Here is a 15,114-nt window from a genome sequence, read left to right as displayed (position 1 = left end):
CAGCACTCCTTGCTCCCGGTGCATGTTGCATCGGCCGGCGGAATCCACAGCCTAGTATCGTCATTCATGGCCAAACCCGCGTTTAGGCTGCGGGCATCAGCCCGTCATTAGATGACGTGAACGCAGTAGTGATGCCGTCCAGTTATGGTCTGAGGCAGTATCTCCTCACCTTATGCATCTGCCTTTAGCGTTGTCAGCATTTTATCTAGTCGATTAAGTTCATTAACCACCTGCGAACCTGCGGAGTCGTTAACGAGACCTTCAGCCATTTCCAGCCTTATCCACTGAGCAGCGGTGGGAGGCTTTTTCAAATGGCTACCTCTTAGCTGAATCGCTGCCGTCCGAAGTACCTCTTCGTAGTCGGGATCCACCCCTCGGAAGTTGGCAAAGGACCATACGTTGTACTTTCCCCGACCTTCACGTCCGGACCAAGCAACCACAAGCAATACCCATATGTTGCTTTCTGGATCAGCCTCGAACTTTGCCCAAGACTTCAGACGCAATCGCACCTCAGCAGGGCCTGTGACGACTTCCAGTCGATCGCCAAATGCCCGCTTGGCCGTTTGAACCACACCGACATGGCGTGCCTGATCTAAGACATCGTTCCACAGTGCGCGGCGTTGGTGATACTCGATCAAAAGAGGCTCATTTATGGTGAGTGTTGGGTTTTCCAGTAGAGCACTGAGCCGCTCTTTTCTATAATCGCGAAAAACATTAAGAACAGCGATGTGGCTCTTTGCAATTTTTTCGATAAGCGTGTCTTTCTCTTCCTCTCGCTGCCCGGATAGCGCCAGGTCTTCTGTTAGATAATCTTTAAACTGGTTCAACGCATCCAGAGAGCGATTGCTCAGCAATCCTGATTTTTGATGAGTTGAAATCAGATCTATTAGCCATTGGTAACCAAGAGGTATCCAATGATCATCACCCGGCTTGTTTCCTTCGTTGGAATCCAAGTACACGAATATCTGGTTATAGCTCGGAAAGGATTTAGTGATGCCTTTTCTGTAGGCGGCCAGCTGGTCCGAGTGAACGGCGCTTCCATACTTGTTTTCTATCGCCACCACCAGCTTGTTCTGTCGCGAAACCAGTAGCAAATCGATCGGCCGCCCTCTGCCCATAGACTTGTCGCTTTGCACACGGTATTCGGTGTGAACCAACAGGTCACTGAATGTTTTTCCCAAGATATCCCGAGGAGCTAGAACATTATGGCCCAATTCTTCGCGCCGATTGGTACGCCAGACATTGAGGAGCAATTCCCGAAAGGCTTGATCGCCAATTCCATGGCCCTCTTGGGGGCGAAACAGCCATCCCAAGAAAGCAGAGACACGGGTCTCGGACAGGTCTGTAATGAATAGCAATCTATGCTCTCTCTCCCGGCCGATGAGTGCTAGGTAGCTGGGATCGCTTAGAAAAAAGTCTATTTGTGCCTTTGTGGTCATTAATAAATTATAGATGGATTATGATTCGTTATCTATTATATCGGTAGATGCCGGGGATTTGCTAGGTGCGTACTTCAAAGCCAAATTTAGCAGGCCTTACCCATAGCGCAGTCAGCATAACTGCCAAATTGCGCTGCAATTCGCTTTTTTGGCCCCCGTTTAACGGCATCAACGCTGACCTAGCGCCTGCGCGACTGGAACGCCGCTTGCGCATGGGAACAGTTGTACCAGTCATGCTGACTCGCTTGTGTGAACATGACCAGATTGGTTGGTGCCGGGCCAGCATTGATGGCTCCTCGGTACTAAGCCTCTGGGGGGCAGGAAACGGGAACTAACCCAACGGACAGAGGCAAGCCCGGCTCCAAAAGACACATCGTCGTAGATGCCAGGGCATTCCTCTGGCGATCCTGGTCTGCGGTGCGAACAGGCATGTCTCTAAGATGTTCGAGAAGTGTCTGGACGCGATTCCTGCGATTGCAGGATTGCCAGACGAGGCCTTGAGAGCAGTGAGCGGTTGGCCAAGCACCGGTGGGTTGCGGAGAGGACGCACAGCTGGTTTGCAGGCTTTGGCAAGCTTAGAATCCGCTTTGAATGAAGGTTGGATATCCACGAAGCACTGCTGAAATTGGCGGCAGCGATCATCTGCGCACGCTTCGTGGATCGGTGGTGTTAGCTGTTCTTAGTGCCAATTGCTCCATAAACCCAACCGAAGAATTGATAAATTCTTATGCATTGGGAATATTTTTTCGACTCAATAGTGTGGCCTGGAGTGTAACTTGAGTGATTAATCGGATGGTGAAGGCGCGAGGACAAGGTTTGTAGATTATAGCTGCCGCCGTGTTTTTTCAGTGCGTTATGCTATGAAGAAAATTAGAAAAATGCTCTATTTCAGTCTTTGAAGCGAAGAATTATTTGACGTGCTCAGAAAGAGGAACATTCAGGCCGGCATGAGATGCAACCGGATAGCAAATTCCGCCCCCAATCTTGTAGTCAGCAGTATGTGACAAGAGTTCCTGAGTATCGGATTCATAGAGCGTAAATCGATATTGCTTGAAGAAAGATGCAAAACCAGGCTGAGCCTTAACTTGAAGTTTTGCAATATACTCACCAGGCTGCCATATAAAGAGTTTTCTAAATAGCTCATGAAATGGTTCAACTAATTCTGGTGCAGCGACTACTGGCTGATTGTCACTTGGCGCACGAGCTGCTATTTTTTTTTGAATGTCAGCGGTAAGTGTAGATACACTTTGCCGATACAGCTTCTCCGTTTGGCGATCTAAGTCATTTCCAAAAAATATGGCATGAGACCACGTGTCGCCGGGCCGTAAAGTAAAGGGAACAAAAAGTACCGCTGTTTGCGACGTGGGTGTCTCGAAGTAGTTAAGCCCAGCTAGCAAAAACGATGGGTCTCTATCTCGTGATAGTTGTAATCCTATGGAATCTACCCGCAAGGATCTTCCGCCAGTATTGCGAATGCTGATTACTATTCCTGCAGTAGGATTTCCTACCAAATGAGCAATGCGTATTCTGCTATGTACTTCAACTTCCAGTCGCCTTGGACGGAGAATTAGATGAACAGGAGGTAATTGCGATAAGATAATTGCTACTAATGAGAGTAACGCCGCCCAGAACGTCCAATCGAGATATAAAGGAGTAGAAGACAACATTGGTTTTGCTTTGCTTTCTTACATAGGTTTTATATGGGCTATAAGTCATATTCATTCGGGTTTATAGATTTTAATTTATTTGAATGGTGGATGAATTTGCAATTTTATTGATCGCCCCTTACGGAGAATAACGGCATAACTTAAGATGGACTATTTAACAGAATTACTTTGGAACTACATCAGGGGCGACAGTAATATTTTATCAAGTACTACTTTCAGCTTCCTCAACTCGTTTATCCACCTCACCCACCACATCCCCTGGCGCAACCCCCAACACCTGGCACAGCTTGAATACAGACCGAAGGCTCGGACATTTGCTACCAAGCTCCAACTGGCTGATGTAGTTGCGCGCCAGCCCGGCCTCGGCGGCAAGGGTCTCCTGGGACAGTGCGCGCTCGTTGCGCAGTTCACGCAACAAGCTTCCAAAGGCTTTATCAAGTTCTGTCATGGCTGCTCACTAAAGTGAGCAAAGCTTCCGGGTTTGCGTGCAGACAGTCTTCCACCTATAGTTGGAGTTTTGTAAAGCAGCGATGACGCTTCCGGCAGACGGGCGTCGCATTTGCCCAGTGATTTTGGGCGCTGAGCAACTCTCCACTGGAGCGCAGATGGACCAGCAAGCCTTAGCCACCACACCCCCACCCAAACTCGAAGACCTCGCCATAGACGCCGTCCTGCACATGGGCGCTGCGCTGGATGTGCTGGACCTGCACGCTCGCCACAAGGTCACGGCCATCAATTGCGTGTGCCGGGATCTGCTGCGCATCTATTACGTGAAGGCCGATGAGGCGCAGTCGCTGGAGCCGCAGGACAAGGAGTTGGTGGGCCTGCTGCACGACACGGCGGTGAATCTGGGCTATGCCATTGAGGTGGTGGAGCATCTCAATGGCGATGAGGCCGACGACCCCATTCTTTATGCCGTGAGCTATCTGCTCAGGGCCGCGAAGCGGTTTGCGGATGAGGGCGTGTCGGTGGCGTTGGTCTGAAGGGCGCAGCCGGCGCGAATGGCCTGCGGATATGGCGGGAACGAGGCAAAAAATGGGCGAAAAAAAGCGCGCCCCATGCTGAAGCGCGCTGTCGGGTTGGGGTCGAGACTCAGTCCTTCTTGGCCCGGATGACTTCGCCGCCCACGGCGTCGATCTTGACTTCCATGAGCGTGCCGTTGGCCTGCAGCACTTCGACCTGGTAGCTGGTCTGGCCCCAGTGGGAGTCCAGTTCCGCGCTGACGGGCGTGCCGGGGGTGTGGCGGGTGGCGGCCTGGATGGCTTGCTCTATGGTGGATTTGGCCTTTTCCAGGCGCTGGCGGTCCTTGCGCTTGGCGGCGCCGTCGTTCTTGTGCTGGGCGGCCTGGCCGGTGATGGCGTTGACCCAGACTTCCACGCTGTCGCCGGCCGGGGTGATGACTTCGATTTCGTAGCGCGGGCCCATGCCGTCACCGTCGTCCAGCTGGGCTTCGATGGCCTTGCCGGGCACGGCCTGGGTGGCGCGGGTGATGGCCTGTTCCAGCGGGATCTTGGCCTGGCTGGTGATGGTCTGCCATTCGGCCACCGACTTGGCGGCGGCGGGCAAGGCGGCGGTGGCGCAGGTCAGGGCCAGGGCGATGGAGAGGGCGGCGGTGCGGGCGAACGGGGCAGGCTTCATGGGTGTGGCTCCTTCCGGGAATGGGGTTGGACAAGACAACGGTCGGGGCCATTGTCTCTACCGTCCCGGAGAGCGGTTGTCGGAGAGGGCGCCCTCTGCCCCCTCCGGTGTACTGCGGTTTGATCCAGCGCAAGCTCTGCGTTCAGAGGCCCAGCACCTTGGCCACGTAGTCGGCGTCCTTGTCGCCCCGGCCCGAGAGGTTGATGAGGATGTGCTGGTCCTTGGGCAGGCCGGGCGCCACGCGCATGGCCCAGGCCACGGCGTGGGCGCTTTCCAGCGCGGGGATGATGCCTTCCACGCGCGACAGCTGCATGAAGGCGTCCAGGCATTCCTTGTCGGTGACGGATTCGTATTGCACGCGCCCCAGGTCCTTGAGGTAGCTGTGCTGCGGGCCCACGCCCGGATAGTCCAGGCCCGAGGCAATGCTGTGCACGGCAGCCGGCGTGCCGTCTGCGTTTTCCAGCACGTAGCACTTCATGCCGTGGATTTCGCCGGGCTTGCCCATGCTGAGGGTGGCTGCGTGGCGGCCGGGCTTGTCCGTGCCTTCGCCCGAGGGCTCCACGCCTACGAGCTTGACCGAGGCATCGCCCAGGAAGGCGGTGAAGATGCCCATGGCGTTGGAGCCGCCGCCCACGCAGGCGGCCACGTGGTCGGGCAGCTTGTCGTGTTTGGCCTGGAATTGCTCGCGCGCCTCGCGGCCGATGATGCTCTGGAAGTCGCGCACCATCATCGGGAACGGGTGGGGGCCGACCACGGAGCCGATGGCGTAGATGTAGTCGGTGGGGTTGGTGAGGTATTCCTCGAAGGCGCTGTCCACGGCCTCCTTGAGCGTGGCTGCGCCGCGCGTGACGGGCACGAGCTTGCAGCCCAGGATGCGCATCTTGGTGACGTTGGGATGTTCCTTCTCGATGTCCACCTGGCCCATGTGGATCTCGCAGGGAATGCCCACCAGCGCGCAGGCCGTGGCCAGGGCCACGCCGTGCTGGCCGGCGCCGGTTTCTGCGATGACCTTTTTCTTGCCCATGAACTTGGCCAGCAGGGCCTCGCCCAGGCAGTGGTTGATCTTGTGGGCGCCGGTGTGGTTGAGGTCTTCGCGCTTGAGGTGGATCTGTGCGCCGCCGAGCTGCTCCGACAGGCGCCGTGCGTGGAAGATGGGGCTGGGGCGGCCCACGTAGTCGGCGAAGAGTTGGGCCAGTTCCTGCTGGAAGTCTTGGCGTTTGGTGATTTCGGCGTAGGCGGTGTTGATGTCGTCCATGGCCTGCTTGAGGTGGGGCGGGACCAACTGGCCGCCGTAGGGGCCGAAGTAGCCTTCCTCGGTGGGCATGGGGGCGAAGGTGGGGGGTGTAGTGGTCATGGTTGCTGGCGGGTGTTCTGTGGAATGGCGGATGGTGGCGGTGGCAGCTTACGTAGGGCTGCCATGGGTCTGAAGAGAGAAAACCCCGGTTGGATTGACCGGGGTTTCTTGCTTTTTGACCCTGCCGGGTAGTTGTTTTTCGAGGCCGGGTTTCGGCCCGGCGGCCGACCGACTTTCTTGCCGCGCGGCAAGAAAGTAGGCAAAGAAACGCGCCCGAATGCCCGCGACCCCTTCGCTGCGCTGCGGGGCAACCTGCGTCGGGCCGCCTGCGGGGTTCGCCGTGAAACTCACTGCGCGCTGCGCGCTCCGTTCAGACAACTGCGGCGAGTCAGTTGACGAAGCAGTCCTGTCCTTCGGCAGGACTGCAACCCCGCAGGCGGCCCGACGCAGGCGCGGGCATACGGGATTGGGGGGTGCGGGTGCGGGTGGGGGTGCAGGGCATTGCCCGCTGGCCTGAGCCTGGCGGTCAGCCGTTCTTTTGCAGGGAGCGGATGACGCTGGAGAAGTCCAGGGCGCCGTTGCCTGCGATGGAGTGCATGGCGTACATGGCGCGGGCCATGCCTCCCAGCGGCGTGGATGCCTTGACGGCCATGGCGTTTTCCTGGGCCAGGCCCAGGTCCTTGAGCATGAGGTCGGTGCCGAAGCCGCCTGCGTAGTTCTTGGAGGCGGGGGCGTTTTCGTGGACGCCGGGGAAGGGGTTGTATTTTTCCAGGGCCCAGTTGCCGCCCGAGCTGCGTCGCATGATTTCGCTGAGGACCTTGGGGTCCAGGCCGTTGGCCACGCCCAGGGCGATGGCTTCGCTGGTGCCGATCATGAGGATGCCCAGCAGCATGTTGTTGCAGATCTTGGCGGTCTGGCCCGCGCCCACGGCGCCGGCGTGGAAGATGTTGGCGCCCATTTTTTCGAGCAGGGGGCGGGCGCGTTCGAGGTCGGCGTCGCTGCCGCCCACCATGAAGGTGAGGGTGCCTGCAATGGCGCCGCCCGTGCCGCCGGAGACGGGCGCGTCGATGAAGGCGATGCCTGTGGCCTGTGCGGCCTTGGCGACCTTTTGGCTGGTGGCGGCGGCGATGGTGGAGCTGTCGATGATGAGCGCGCCCTTGGCAATGCGCTGCAGCAGGCCGGCCGCGCCGTCACGGCCGAGGAAGAGGCCTTCCACGTGCTGGCTGGCTGGCAGCATGGAGACCACGGCTTCGGCGCCCTGCACGGCGTCCTCGGCGCTGGCGGCAATGGTCACGCCCTCTGCAGCGACCTTGGCGCAGGCGTCTTTGGAGAGGTCGAAGGCCTTGACCGTGTGGCCGGCCTTGTGCAGGTTGATGGCCATGGGGCCGCCCATGTTGCCGAGTCCGATGAATGCGATCTGCATGTGCTTGTCTCCTGTGTTGTGAAGCTTGTGGTGTGTCTCAGTGGCCGGTGTCGCTGGTGACGTTGGTGTCGCCAGTGTTCGTGTCGCCATTGGCAATGTCGGCGCCACGTTCCTTGAGCAGGGAGCGCAGGATGCCGCGATGGCAGCGCGCCTCCTGCTCGCAGTAGCAGCCGATGGCAAAGGCGCTGTGCTGTGAGAGGGCGGCCAGCAGGTCCAGGGTGCGGCTGGCGGCGGGCTCGGCCATTTCCTTGCGGAATTTGCGCACGAATTGCTGCCAGAGCTTGTCTGCCTCGGCCTGCTGGCCGTGGTCCTGCAGCCGGTGCGATTCGAGCGCGGTGTGCATGGTGTCGGGCTGGGGCGAGAGTTCGGGGTACCAGACGTCGTAGTAGTCGCGGCTGGCGAATTCGGCCTTGGGCACGCCGCGCGGCGGGCGGCGCACGGTGCCTATGCGCAGGCCTTCATCGGCGTGGCGGGGGCTGCCTAGCTGGACGATGCGGATGGGCATGGGGCTCTCCTGCAAAGGCGGCTTATTCGTCGCCGAAGATGGGGTGCTTGCGTGTGCGGCGCCCGGCCGGGGCGGGCGGCGCTGGCGGTGTCTTTGCGTCGGCGGGCGCGGGTTCGCTGGCCTGGGCCTTGCGCTTTTTCGGGGGCGTGGCCTTGGCGTGGGGGTTGAAGGCCAGGGCCTGGGCAATCCAGTGCTGCCACTGCTGGCGCGTGGCGTAGGCGGCGGGGCCGATGAAGAAGTAGCCGTCCATCTGGCCCTTGGACGATAGCGGGCGCAGCCCCGGCGTCTCGGCCACGGCGGCGTGCTGCGAGGGCGGTAGGCGCACCAGCAGTTCGTCGTCTTCCACGCCCAGGCACAGCTTGCCGTTGACCATGAAGACATGGCAGCCGAACATGCGCTTTTCCTGCACGTCGTCGCAGCCGGCCAGGGCTTCGCGCACGGCGTCTATGAGGTGCAGCGTGGTGTCGGAGAGCGGGCGGGCGGGCATGGCGTGGGCTGGATGTGGATGGATCAGCGGATCATGTCGGGCGCATCGCCTTCCAGCATGCGCCGCGCGATGATGACGCGCATGATTTCGTTCGTGCCTTCGAGGATCTGGTGCACGCGGGCATCGCGCATGAGGCGCTCCAACGGGTATTCGCGGATGTAGCCGTAGCCGCCGTGCAGCTGCAGGGCTTCGTTGCAGACCATGAAGCCGGCATCGGTGGCAAAGCGCTTGGCCATGGCGCAGTAGGTGGAGGCGTCGCGCGCACCGGCATCGAGCTTGGAGGCGGCCAGGCGCACCATCTGGCGCGCGGCCACGAGTTCGGTGGCCATGTCTGCCAGCTTGAACTGCAGGGCCTGGAAGCTGGCAATGGGCTTGCCGAACTGCTTGCGCTCGTGCATGTACTGCTGGGCCTGGGTGAGCGCGCCCTGGGCGGCGCCCACGGAGCAGGTGGCGATGTTGATGCGCCCGCCGTCCAGGCCCTTCATGGCGATCTTGAAGCCTTCGCCCTCGCGGCCCAGCAGGTTGTGCGCAGGAATGCGCACGTTGTCGAAGCTGATGACGCGCGTGGGCTGGCTGTTCCAGCCCATCTTCTCTTCTTTCTTGCCGTAGCTGATGCCGGGCAGGTCGGCGGGCACGGCAAAGGCGGAGATGCCGCTGGCGCCCGAGCCTGCGTCGCCCGTTCTGGCCATCAGCACCAGCATGTCGGTGCTGCCCGCGCCGCTGATGAAGGCTTTGGCGCCGTTGATGATGTATTCATGCCCCGCCAGTTCGGCCCGGGTCTTGAGCGAGCCGGCGTCCGAGCCCGCGCCGGGCTCGGTCAGGCAGTAGCTGGCCAGCTTGCGCCCGCTGGTCAGGGCCTCGCCCCATTCGGCGCGCACGGCGTCGGTGGCCCAGGTGCCCAGCATCCAGGTGGCCATGTTGTGGATGGTGATGAAGGCGGTGGTGGAGGGATCGACGGCGGCCAGTTCCTCGAAGACCATGGTGGCATCCAGGCGCGGCAGTTGCAGGCCGCCCGCGTTCTCGGGCGCGTACAGGCCGCAAAAGCCCAGTTCGCCCGCCTTGGCGATGGCCTCGCGCGGGAAGATGGATTCACGGTCCCAGTGCGCGGCATGGGGCGCGAGTTCGGCCTGGGCAAAGGCGCGGGCCGATTCGGCAAAGGCGCGCTGGTCGTCGTTGAGTTCGAAGTCCATGGCTGGCTTGTCTCCTGCGTTGGGCTCTGGGGCCCTTGTTGTTCTGGGGGGGGCTTTCGGGGCCTGTGGGCGCCTGTCGGTGCGTGCGGCGGTCAGTGCTGCAGCCAGCGCTCCAGCGCCTGCATGCGCTCCTGTGTCGCGGCCGTGAGGCATTCGTGGTACAGGCGCGGGCCTTCGGGCTGGGTTTCGCTGTCGCGCGTGGCGGCCTTGCAGCGTGCCGTGCGGCCCTTGATCCAGCCGTTCTGGTCGTGGCGCAGGCCCGTGCGCTTGCCCTGGGGCAGTTGCTGCATGACGTCCAGGTAGCGGATGTTGAGCGCGGTGTCGGCCTCCTGGAAGGCCTGGACCGCGCAGGCATTGCGGCTGGCGGCGGCGGTGGAGGCCGGGTCGCAGGCTGCACCGGCCTGCGCGTGAAGGGTCAGGGGCAGAGCGGCCAGGGCGGTGAGCAAGGCGGCACCCAGGCCCCGGGAGAGGGAGGCGGTCATTGGAAAACGCATGCCGCCATCATCCCAGAGCCGGGGCCTGTCCCGGATCAATCCAGGCCCGCCCACCCGTGCATCAGCGCAGGCTGATGGTGGTGTTCACGCCCTGGCTGGTGGTGCTGTCGTCGAACCAGCGCGCCGTGACGGTCTTGGTCTGCGTGTAGAACAGCACGACCTGCTTGCCGTAGGGGCCCAGGTCACCCAGCTTGGAGGCGCGGCTGCCCGTGAAGGAGAACAGAGGAACCGGCACGGGAATCGGCACGTTGATGCCGACCTGGCCCACGTCGATGTCTTCCTGGAACTTGCGCGCCGCCGCGCCCGACTGCGTGAAGATGGCCGTGCCGTTGCCGTTGGGGTTGGCGTTGATGAACTCGATGGCCTCGTCCAGGCTGTCGGCAGCCGCCAGGCAGAGCACGGGCCCGAAGATCTCCTGGTCATACACGCTCATGCCGGGCTTGACGCCGCTGAACACGGTGGGGCCGACGAAGTTGCCCTTGTCGTAGCCGGCCACCTGGGGCTTGCGGCCGTCCAGCTCCAGCTTGGCGCCGTCGGCCAGGCCGCGTTCGATCAGGCTTTCCACACGCGACAGCGCCGCGCAGGACACCAGCGGGCCCACGTCGGTGCCGGGCTCGGTGCCGCCGCTGACCTTCAGGGTCTTGGACTTTTCCACCAGCTCGGGAATCCACTTCTGCGCATCGCCCACCAGCACGGCCACCGACAGCGCCATGCAGCGCTGGCCTGCCGCACCGAAGGCTGCGCCCAGCAGGGCGTTGAGCGTTTGCTCCTTGTTGGCGTCAGGCATGACGATGGCGTGGTTCTTGGCGCCCATCATGCATTGCACGCGCTTGCCGGCCAGGCTGGCGCGGTTGTAGACATGGGTGCCGACCTTGGTGGAGCCCACGAAGCTGATGGCCTTGATGTCGGGGTGATCGCAGATGGCGTTGACCACGTCCTCGCCGCCGTGCACCACGTTCAGCACGCCGGGCGGAATGCCGGCTTCCAGCGCCAGTTCGCACAGGCGCATGGTGACCATGGGGTCCTGCTCGGAGGGCTTGAGCACGAAGGTGTTGCCCGTGGCAATGGCCATGGGGAACATCCACAGCGGAATCATGGCCGGGAAGTTGAAGGGGGTGATGCCCGCGCACACGCCCAGCGGCTGCAGCACGGAATAGGTGTCCACGCCGTTGGCCACGTTGTTGGCCAGCTCGCCCAGCTGCAGCGAGCCGATGTTGGCCGCATGCTCCACCACTTCCAGGCCGCGGAAGACGTCGCCTTCCGCGTCAGGCAGGGTCTTGCCCTGTTCGGCGGTCAGCAGGGCGGCCAACTCCTTCATGTTCTCGCGGATCAGCTGCTGCAGCTTCAGGAAGATGCGGGCGCGCTGGCCGATGGGGGTCTTGCGCCAGGTCTTGAAGGCTTCCTTGGCGTTGGCGACGGCGGCGTTGACCTCGTCGGGCGTGGCAAAGGGCACACGGGCCAGCACTTCCTGCGTGGCCGGGTTGACCACATCGCGCCATTGGGTGCTTTGGGATTCGACCAGCTTGCCGTTGATCAGCAGCTTGACCGTGGGCGCCAAAACCTTGGCGGACGTGGATGCATTCATGGCTTGTCTCCTGTTGCGGTGGTGTCAGCCCGGCATGCGTGCGCCGGGCGTTCATCGCATGGTAGCTGTGCGGTTTTTCGCAAGCAATGGAGATATGTGCAGTCTTCATGTGCGTTTTTGCACAGGCCGGCGCAAAAAAGAGCATGGCCTGCGGCAGGCGCAGGCCATGCTGGTTCAGGCGGTCAGCGGCTCAGTCCGTGCCGGTGGCCGGCAGGCGGGCGTCGTCGGAAGGAGCAGGGGGCTGAACGGCGCGGGCGCCGGGCTTGCGCAGTGGCTCCAGCTTCACGCGGGCATTGGCGCCCAGGCCGGACTCCAGCTTGGCCAGCAGGCGCAGCAGCTCCTGCAGCTCGCCGTCTTCCAGCGGGGACACCAAGCGGTGGTAGGCCTGGTCCACCAGCGGCACGCTGGCAGCCAGAAGGGCGCGGCCCTTGTCGGTCAGCGTCAGTTCGTGCTGGCGGCGGTCGCGCGTGCTCAGGGCGCGGTGCACGTATTCGCGCTCTTCCAGCCCGCGCACCAGGCGCAGCGTGGTCACCTTGTCAAAGCCCATGGCGCGCGCCAGGGAGCTTTGGTCGGAGCCGGGGGAGGCGTCGATCAGCACCAGGGCGCCGTACTGTGGCGGCGTCAGTCCCAGGGGGCGGCATTGCTCTTCAAAAATGCCGACCGAAATCTGGTGGGCGCGCCGCAGCAAAAAGCCAGGGCGCTGATATAGCGGCAGTGGTGCAGGCGTCATCGTGTCCATATGCGTCTAGTATTCTTGCAGAAGTGTCCAGTATTCATTCGATTTCCACCAATTGTGCCCATTTTGGTGCATGATTACCATGCGTTTGCATGCTAACTACAAAAGAGGTCTACATGCGAAATTTTGTTGGCAGACGGCAATTTTTGAAGACGAGCGGATTGGGAGTATTGGGTTTACCCGTAGCAGGTGCCATCGCCAGTACCGAGAGTGTGCCTCTGAAATTGATTGTGCCTTTCACTCCGGGGACTGGAATCGACACGATAGCGCGAACCATCGGACCTTTGCTGGCCAAGCGCCAGGGCCGGCCCGTGGTGGTGGAGAACAAGCCGGGCGCCTCTGGAAATATCGGCACCGAGGCCGTTGTGCGCTCGCCCGCCAATGGCCAGACGCTTTTGGTGACAGTGAATACCCTGGTGATGAATGCATCGCTGTATCCCAAATTGCCATTCAATCCGCTGACAGACCTCGAACCCGTGACGCTGACCAGTTGGGGGCAGTTGATTTTGGTGACGCCCACGGCCTCGGCCTATCAGACGGCGGCCGATCTGGTGAAGGCCGCCAAGGCCTCGCCGGGCCGCATCAATTACGCGTCGCCGGGAGTGGGCACTCCGCACCATATGGCGATGGAGCTTTTCAAGAGCACGGCCGGGGTGTCGATCACGCACATTCCGTATCGCGGAACAGGGCCGGCGCTGACCGACCTGCTGGGCGGCCAGGTGGAATGCATGTTCCTGCCCATTCATGTGGCTTTGACGCATGTGAAGGCCGGCAAGCTGCGCGCGCTGGGCATTGGCAGCCAGCGGCGCCACCCGCTGCTGCCTGATGTGCCTACGCTCAAGGAGGCCAAGGCGGGCGATGTGAACGTGGATATGTGGTACGGCGTGTTTGCGCCGGCCGGCATGCCGGCGGACCAGGTCGATGCCCTCAATCGCGAGATCCGCGCGATTTTGGCGTCGGATGAAGTCCGGCATGCCTTCGCGCCCCAGGGGATGGATCCGGCCGGCAGCACGCCGGCCGAGTTCAAGGCCCTGGTGCAAAAGGACGCCCGGCGCTGGGCCGATCTGGTCAAGGCGCGGGGGATTACCGCCGAGTAGGCGGGGCGGGCGCCAACAGCGCCCCTGGAGAAAGCATGGAGAGTCAGCGGATGAAAGTAGCGATCGTGGGGGGCGGCATCGGAGGCCTGTGCCTGGCATTGGCCCTGCATCAAAGAGGCATTGCCTGCGAAGTCTTCGAGGCCGTGCCCGAGGTCCGCGAGATCGGCGCGGGCATTACCCTGCTGCCGCATGCCATGCGCGAACTCAGCGACCTGGGCCTGCAGCCGCAGCTGGAGGCCCTGGCGATCGAGAACCTGGAAAGCGTGTTCTTCAACCGCTATGGCCAGTTCGTCTACCGCGAGCCGCGCGGCCGCCATGCGGGCTACGAGCTGCCGGAGCTGGGCATACACCGGGGCCGCCTGCACCGCGTTCTCTTCGAGGCCGCCGTGCAGCGCCTGGGCCCGGGTGCCGTGCACACGGGCCACCGCTGCGTGCGCGTGGACCAGTCGGCCCATGGCGCCACCGTGCATTTCGCGCCGGATGCGCAGGGCCATGCGCCGCCGTCCGCCACGGCCGACATCGTCGTGGCCTGCGATGGCGTCAACTCCGCCGTGCGGCGCCAGTTCTATCCGCAGGAGGAGCTGGCCTTCGGCGGCATCAACACCTGGCGCGGGGTCTCGCGCTTCAAGCCCATCCTCACGGGCAAGAGCTACCTGCGCATCGGCTCGGTCGATACCGGCAAGATGGTGATCTATCCCATCGAGGACAACGTCGACGGCCAGGGCATGCAGCGCATCAACTGGGTGGCCGAGATCCGCGACCCGCAGATGCGCATGAACGACTGGAATCGCGCCGGGCGCATGGAGGATGTGCTGGAGATTTTTGGCGGCTGGACCTTCGACTGGCTGGATGTGCCAGCCCTGATCCGCTCGGCCGAGACCATCTTCGAGTACCCCATGGTGGACAAGGATCCCGTGGACCAGTGGAGCTTCGGCCGCGTGACCCTGCTGGGCGATGCCGCCCACCCCATGTATCCGCGCGGCTCCAACGGCTCGGCCCAGGCCATGCGCGATGCGCGGGTGCTGGCCGACCTGCTGGCCGCCGACCCGCAAGGCGACCCGCTGGCGCTGCTGGCCGCCTATGAGGCCAGCCGCCTGCCCGCCACCAGCCAGGTGGTGCTGACCAACCGCTCCACGCCGCCCGACTTCATCATCATGAAGGCGGACGAGCTCAGCGGCGGCCAGCCCTTCGGCCATATCGACGAGCTGATCAGCCAGGACGAGCTGCGTGCCATTGCCCGCCATTACGAGCAGGTGGCGGGGTTTGCGAATCCGCAGTCGCAAGGGTGAGGTGCTTGGGCAATGGCTTGCCTTGGCCGGTATTCAGGTACTCAGGTGTTGCATCCCGACTCTTTTTGGGACCCTGCCGGGCGGTTGTTTTTCGAGGCCGGGTTTCGGCCCGGCGGCCGACCTCCTTTCTTGTCGCGCGACAAGAAAGGAGGCAAAGAAACGCGCCCAAATGCCCGCGTCCCCTTCGCTTCGCTACGGGGCAGGCACGGGCTCTTATACACATATGACGCTGCCGACGCCCCTCGGCGTGTGTACCTCGGCCACGCCGAG

15 protein-coding genes and 1 pseudogene are annotated in these 15,114 nt (G+C 62.1%); 4 read left to right on the top strand and 12 right to left on the bottom strand.

Annotation, left to right across the window (positions count from 1 at the left end):
• Positions 1–170 precede the first annotated feature (170 nt).
• The gene (locus INR38_RS22385) at positions 171–1,439 is read right to left on the bottom strand and encodes a PD-(D/E)XK nuclease family protein (RefSeq protein ID WP_207444585.1); all 1,269 of its coding nucleotides are present in this window, start codon (positions 1,437–1,439) and stop codon (positions 171–173) included.
• A 183-nt stretch (positions 1,440–1,622) separates the two neighbouring features.
• On the opposite strand from INR38_RS22385, the pseudogene INR38_RS22380 reads away from it, so the two are divergent.
• A pseudogene (locus INR38_RS22380) lies at positions 1,623–2,112 on the top strand (transposase); the annotation flags it as partial.
• 235 nt (positions 2,113–2,347) lie between these two features.
• On the opposite strand, the gene INR38_RS22375 reads toward INR38_RS22380, so the two are convergent.
• Both INR38_RS22375 and INR38_RS22370 read right to left on the bottom strand, forming a co-directional pair.
• Positions 2,348–3,106, bottom strand: coding sequence for a hypothetical protein (locus INR38_RS22375; protein ID WP_242699154.1), 759 nt, complete (start codon positions 3,104–3,106; stop codon positions 2,348–2,350).
• 202 nt (positions 3,107–3,308) lie between these two features.
• Positions 3,309–3,554: a helix-turn-helix transcriptional regulator gene (locus INR38_RS22370; RefSeq protein WP_207444584.1), complete on the bottom strand. Its 246-nt coding sequence runs from the start codon at positions 3,552–3,554 to the stop codon at positions 3,309–3,311.
• A gap of 229 nt (positions 3,555–3,783) precedes the next feature.
• On the opposite strand from INR38_RS22370, the gene INR38_RS22365 reads away from it, so the two are divergent.
• Positions 3,784–4,089, top strand: a complete 306-nt coding sequence (locus tag INR38_RS22365; RefSeq protein ID WP_347566767.1) for a hypothetical protein — start codon at positions 3,784–3,786, stop codon at positions 4,087–4,089.
• Between the two features lie 109 nt (positions 4,090–4,198).
• Here INR38_RS22365 and INR38_RS22360 read toward each other — a convergent pair whose 3' ends face one another.
• From INR38_RS22360 to INR38_RS22320, 9 genes are all read right to left on the bottom strand, one after another.
• Positions 4,199–4,744, bottom strand: a complete 546-nt coding sequence (locus INR38_RS22360; protein WP_016445999.1) for a PepSY domain-containing protein — start codon at positions 4,742–4,744, stop codon at positions 4,199–4,201.
• Positions 4,745–4,886: 142 nt separating this feature from the next.
• Positions 4,887–6,098, bottom strand: a complete 1,212-nt coding sequence (trpB, locus tag INR38_RS22355) for a tryptophan synthase subunit beta (protein ID WP_207444582.1) — start codon at positions 6,096–6,098, stop codon at positions 4,887–4,889.
• Between the two features lie 466 nt (positions 6,099–6,564).
• Positions 6,565–7,461: a 3-hydroxyisobutyrate dehydrogenase gene (mmsB, locus tag INR38_RS22350; RefSeq protein WP_207475994.1), complete on the bottom strand. Its 897-nt coding sequence runs from the start codon at positions 7,459–7,461 to the stop codon at positions 6,565–6,567.
• Between the two features lie 37 nt (positions 7,462–7,498).
• On the bottom strand, positions 7,499–7,966 hold the full coding sequence (locus INR38_RS22345; protein WP_034393409.1) for a DUF488 family protein: 468 nt from the start codon (positions 7,964–7,966) through the stop codon (positions 7,499–7,501).
• Positions 7,967–7,988: 22 nt separating this feature from the next.
• The gene (locus tag INR38_RS22340) at positions 7,989–8,453 is read right to left on the bottom strand and encodes a TfoX/Sxy family protein (protein WP_034393410.1); all 465 of its coding nucleotides are present in this window, start codon (positions 8,451–8,453) and stop codon (positions 7,989–7,991) included.
• A 23-nt stretch (positions 8,454–8,476) separates the two neighbouring features.
• Positions 8,477–9,643: an acyl-CoA dehydrogenase family protein gene (locus tag INR38_RS22335; protein WP_065345865.1), complete on the bottom strand. Its 1,167-nt coding sequence runs from the start codon at positions 9,641–9,643 to the stop codon at positions 8,477–8,479.
• A 92-nt stretch (positions 9,644–9,735) separates the two neighbouring features.
• The gene (locus INR38_RS22330) at positions 9,736–10,125 is read right to left on the bottom strand and encodes a lysozyme inhibitor LprI family protein (RefSeq protein WP_034367521.1); all 390 of its coding nucleotides are present in this window, start codon (positions 10,123–10,125) and stop codon (positions 9,736–9,738) included.
• 73 nt (positions 10,126–10,198) lie between these two features.
• On the bottom strand, positions 10,199–11,722 hold the full coding sequence (locus INR38_RS22325; protein WP_012205523.1) for a CoA-acylating methylmalonate-semialdehyde dehydrogenase: 1,524 nt from the start codon (positions 11,720–11,722) through the stop codon (positions 10,199–10,201).
• A 190-nt stretch (positions 11,723–11,912) separates the two neighbouring features.
• Entirely contained in the window at positions 11,913–12,452 is a 540-nt protein-coding gene (locus INR38_RS22320; protein ID WP_242699153.1) for a MarR family transcriptional regulator, read from the bottom strand.
• Between the two features lie 122 nt (positions 12,453–12,574).
• On the opposite strand from INR38_RS22320, the gene INR38_RS22315 reads away from it, so the two are divergent.
• Together INR38_RS22315 and INR38_RS22310 are read left to right on the top strand one after the other, a co-directional pair.
• Complete coding sequence (locus tag INR38_RS22315) at positions 12,575–13,555, top strand: tripartite tricarboxylate transporter substrate binding protein (RefSeq protein WP_034393422.1); 981 nt, start codon at positions 12,575–12,577, stop codon at positions 13,553–13,555.
• A 50-nt stretch (positions 13,556–13,605) separates the two neighbouring features.
• Positions 13,606–14,844, top strand: a complete 1,239-nt coding sequence (locus INR38_RS22310; RefSeq protein WP_207443635.1) for a flavin-dependent oxidoreductase — start codon at positions 13,606–13,608, stop codon at positions 14,842–14,844.
• Positions 14,845–15,114: the final 270 nt, after the last annotated feature.

This window comes from Delftia sp. SD018 (assembly GCF_017355445.1).
GTDB classification, from domain to species: domain Bacteria; phylum Pseudomonadota; class Gammaproteobacteria; order Burkholderiales; family Burkholderiaceae_C; genus Comamonas; species Comamonas acidovorans.
This window is presented reverse-complemented; position numbering and strand designations above follow the sequence as displayed.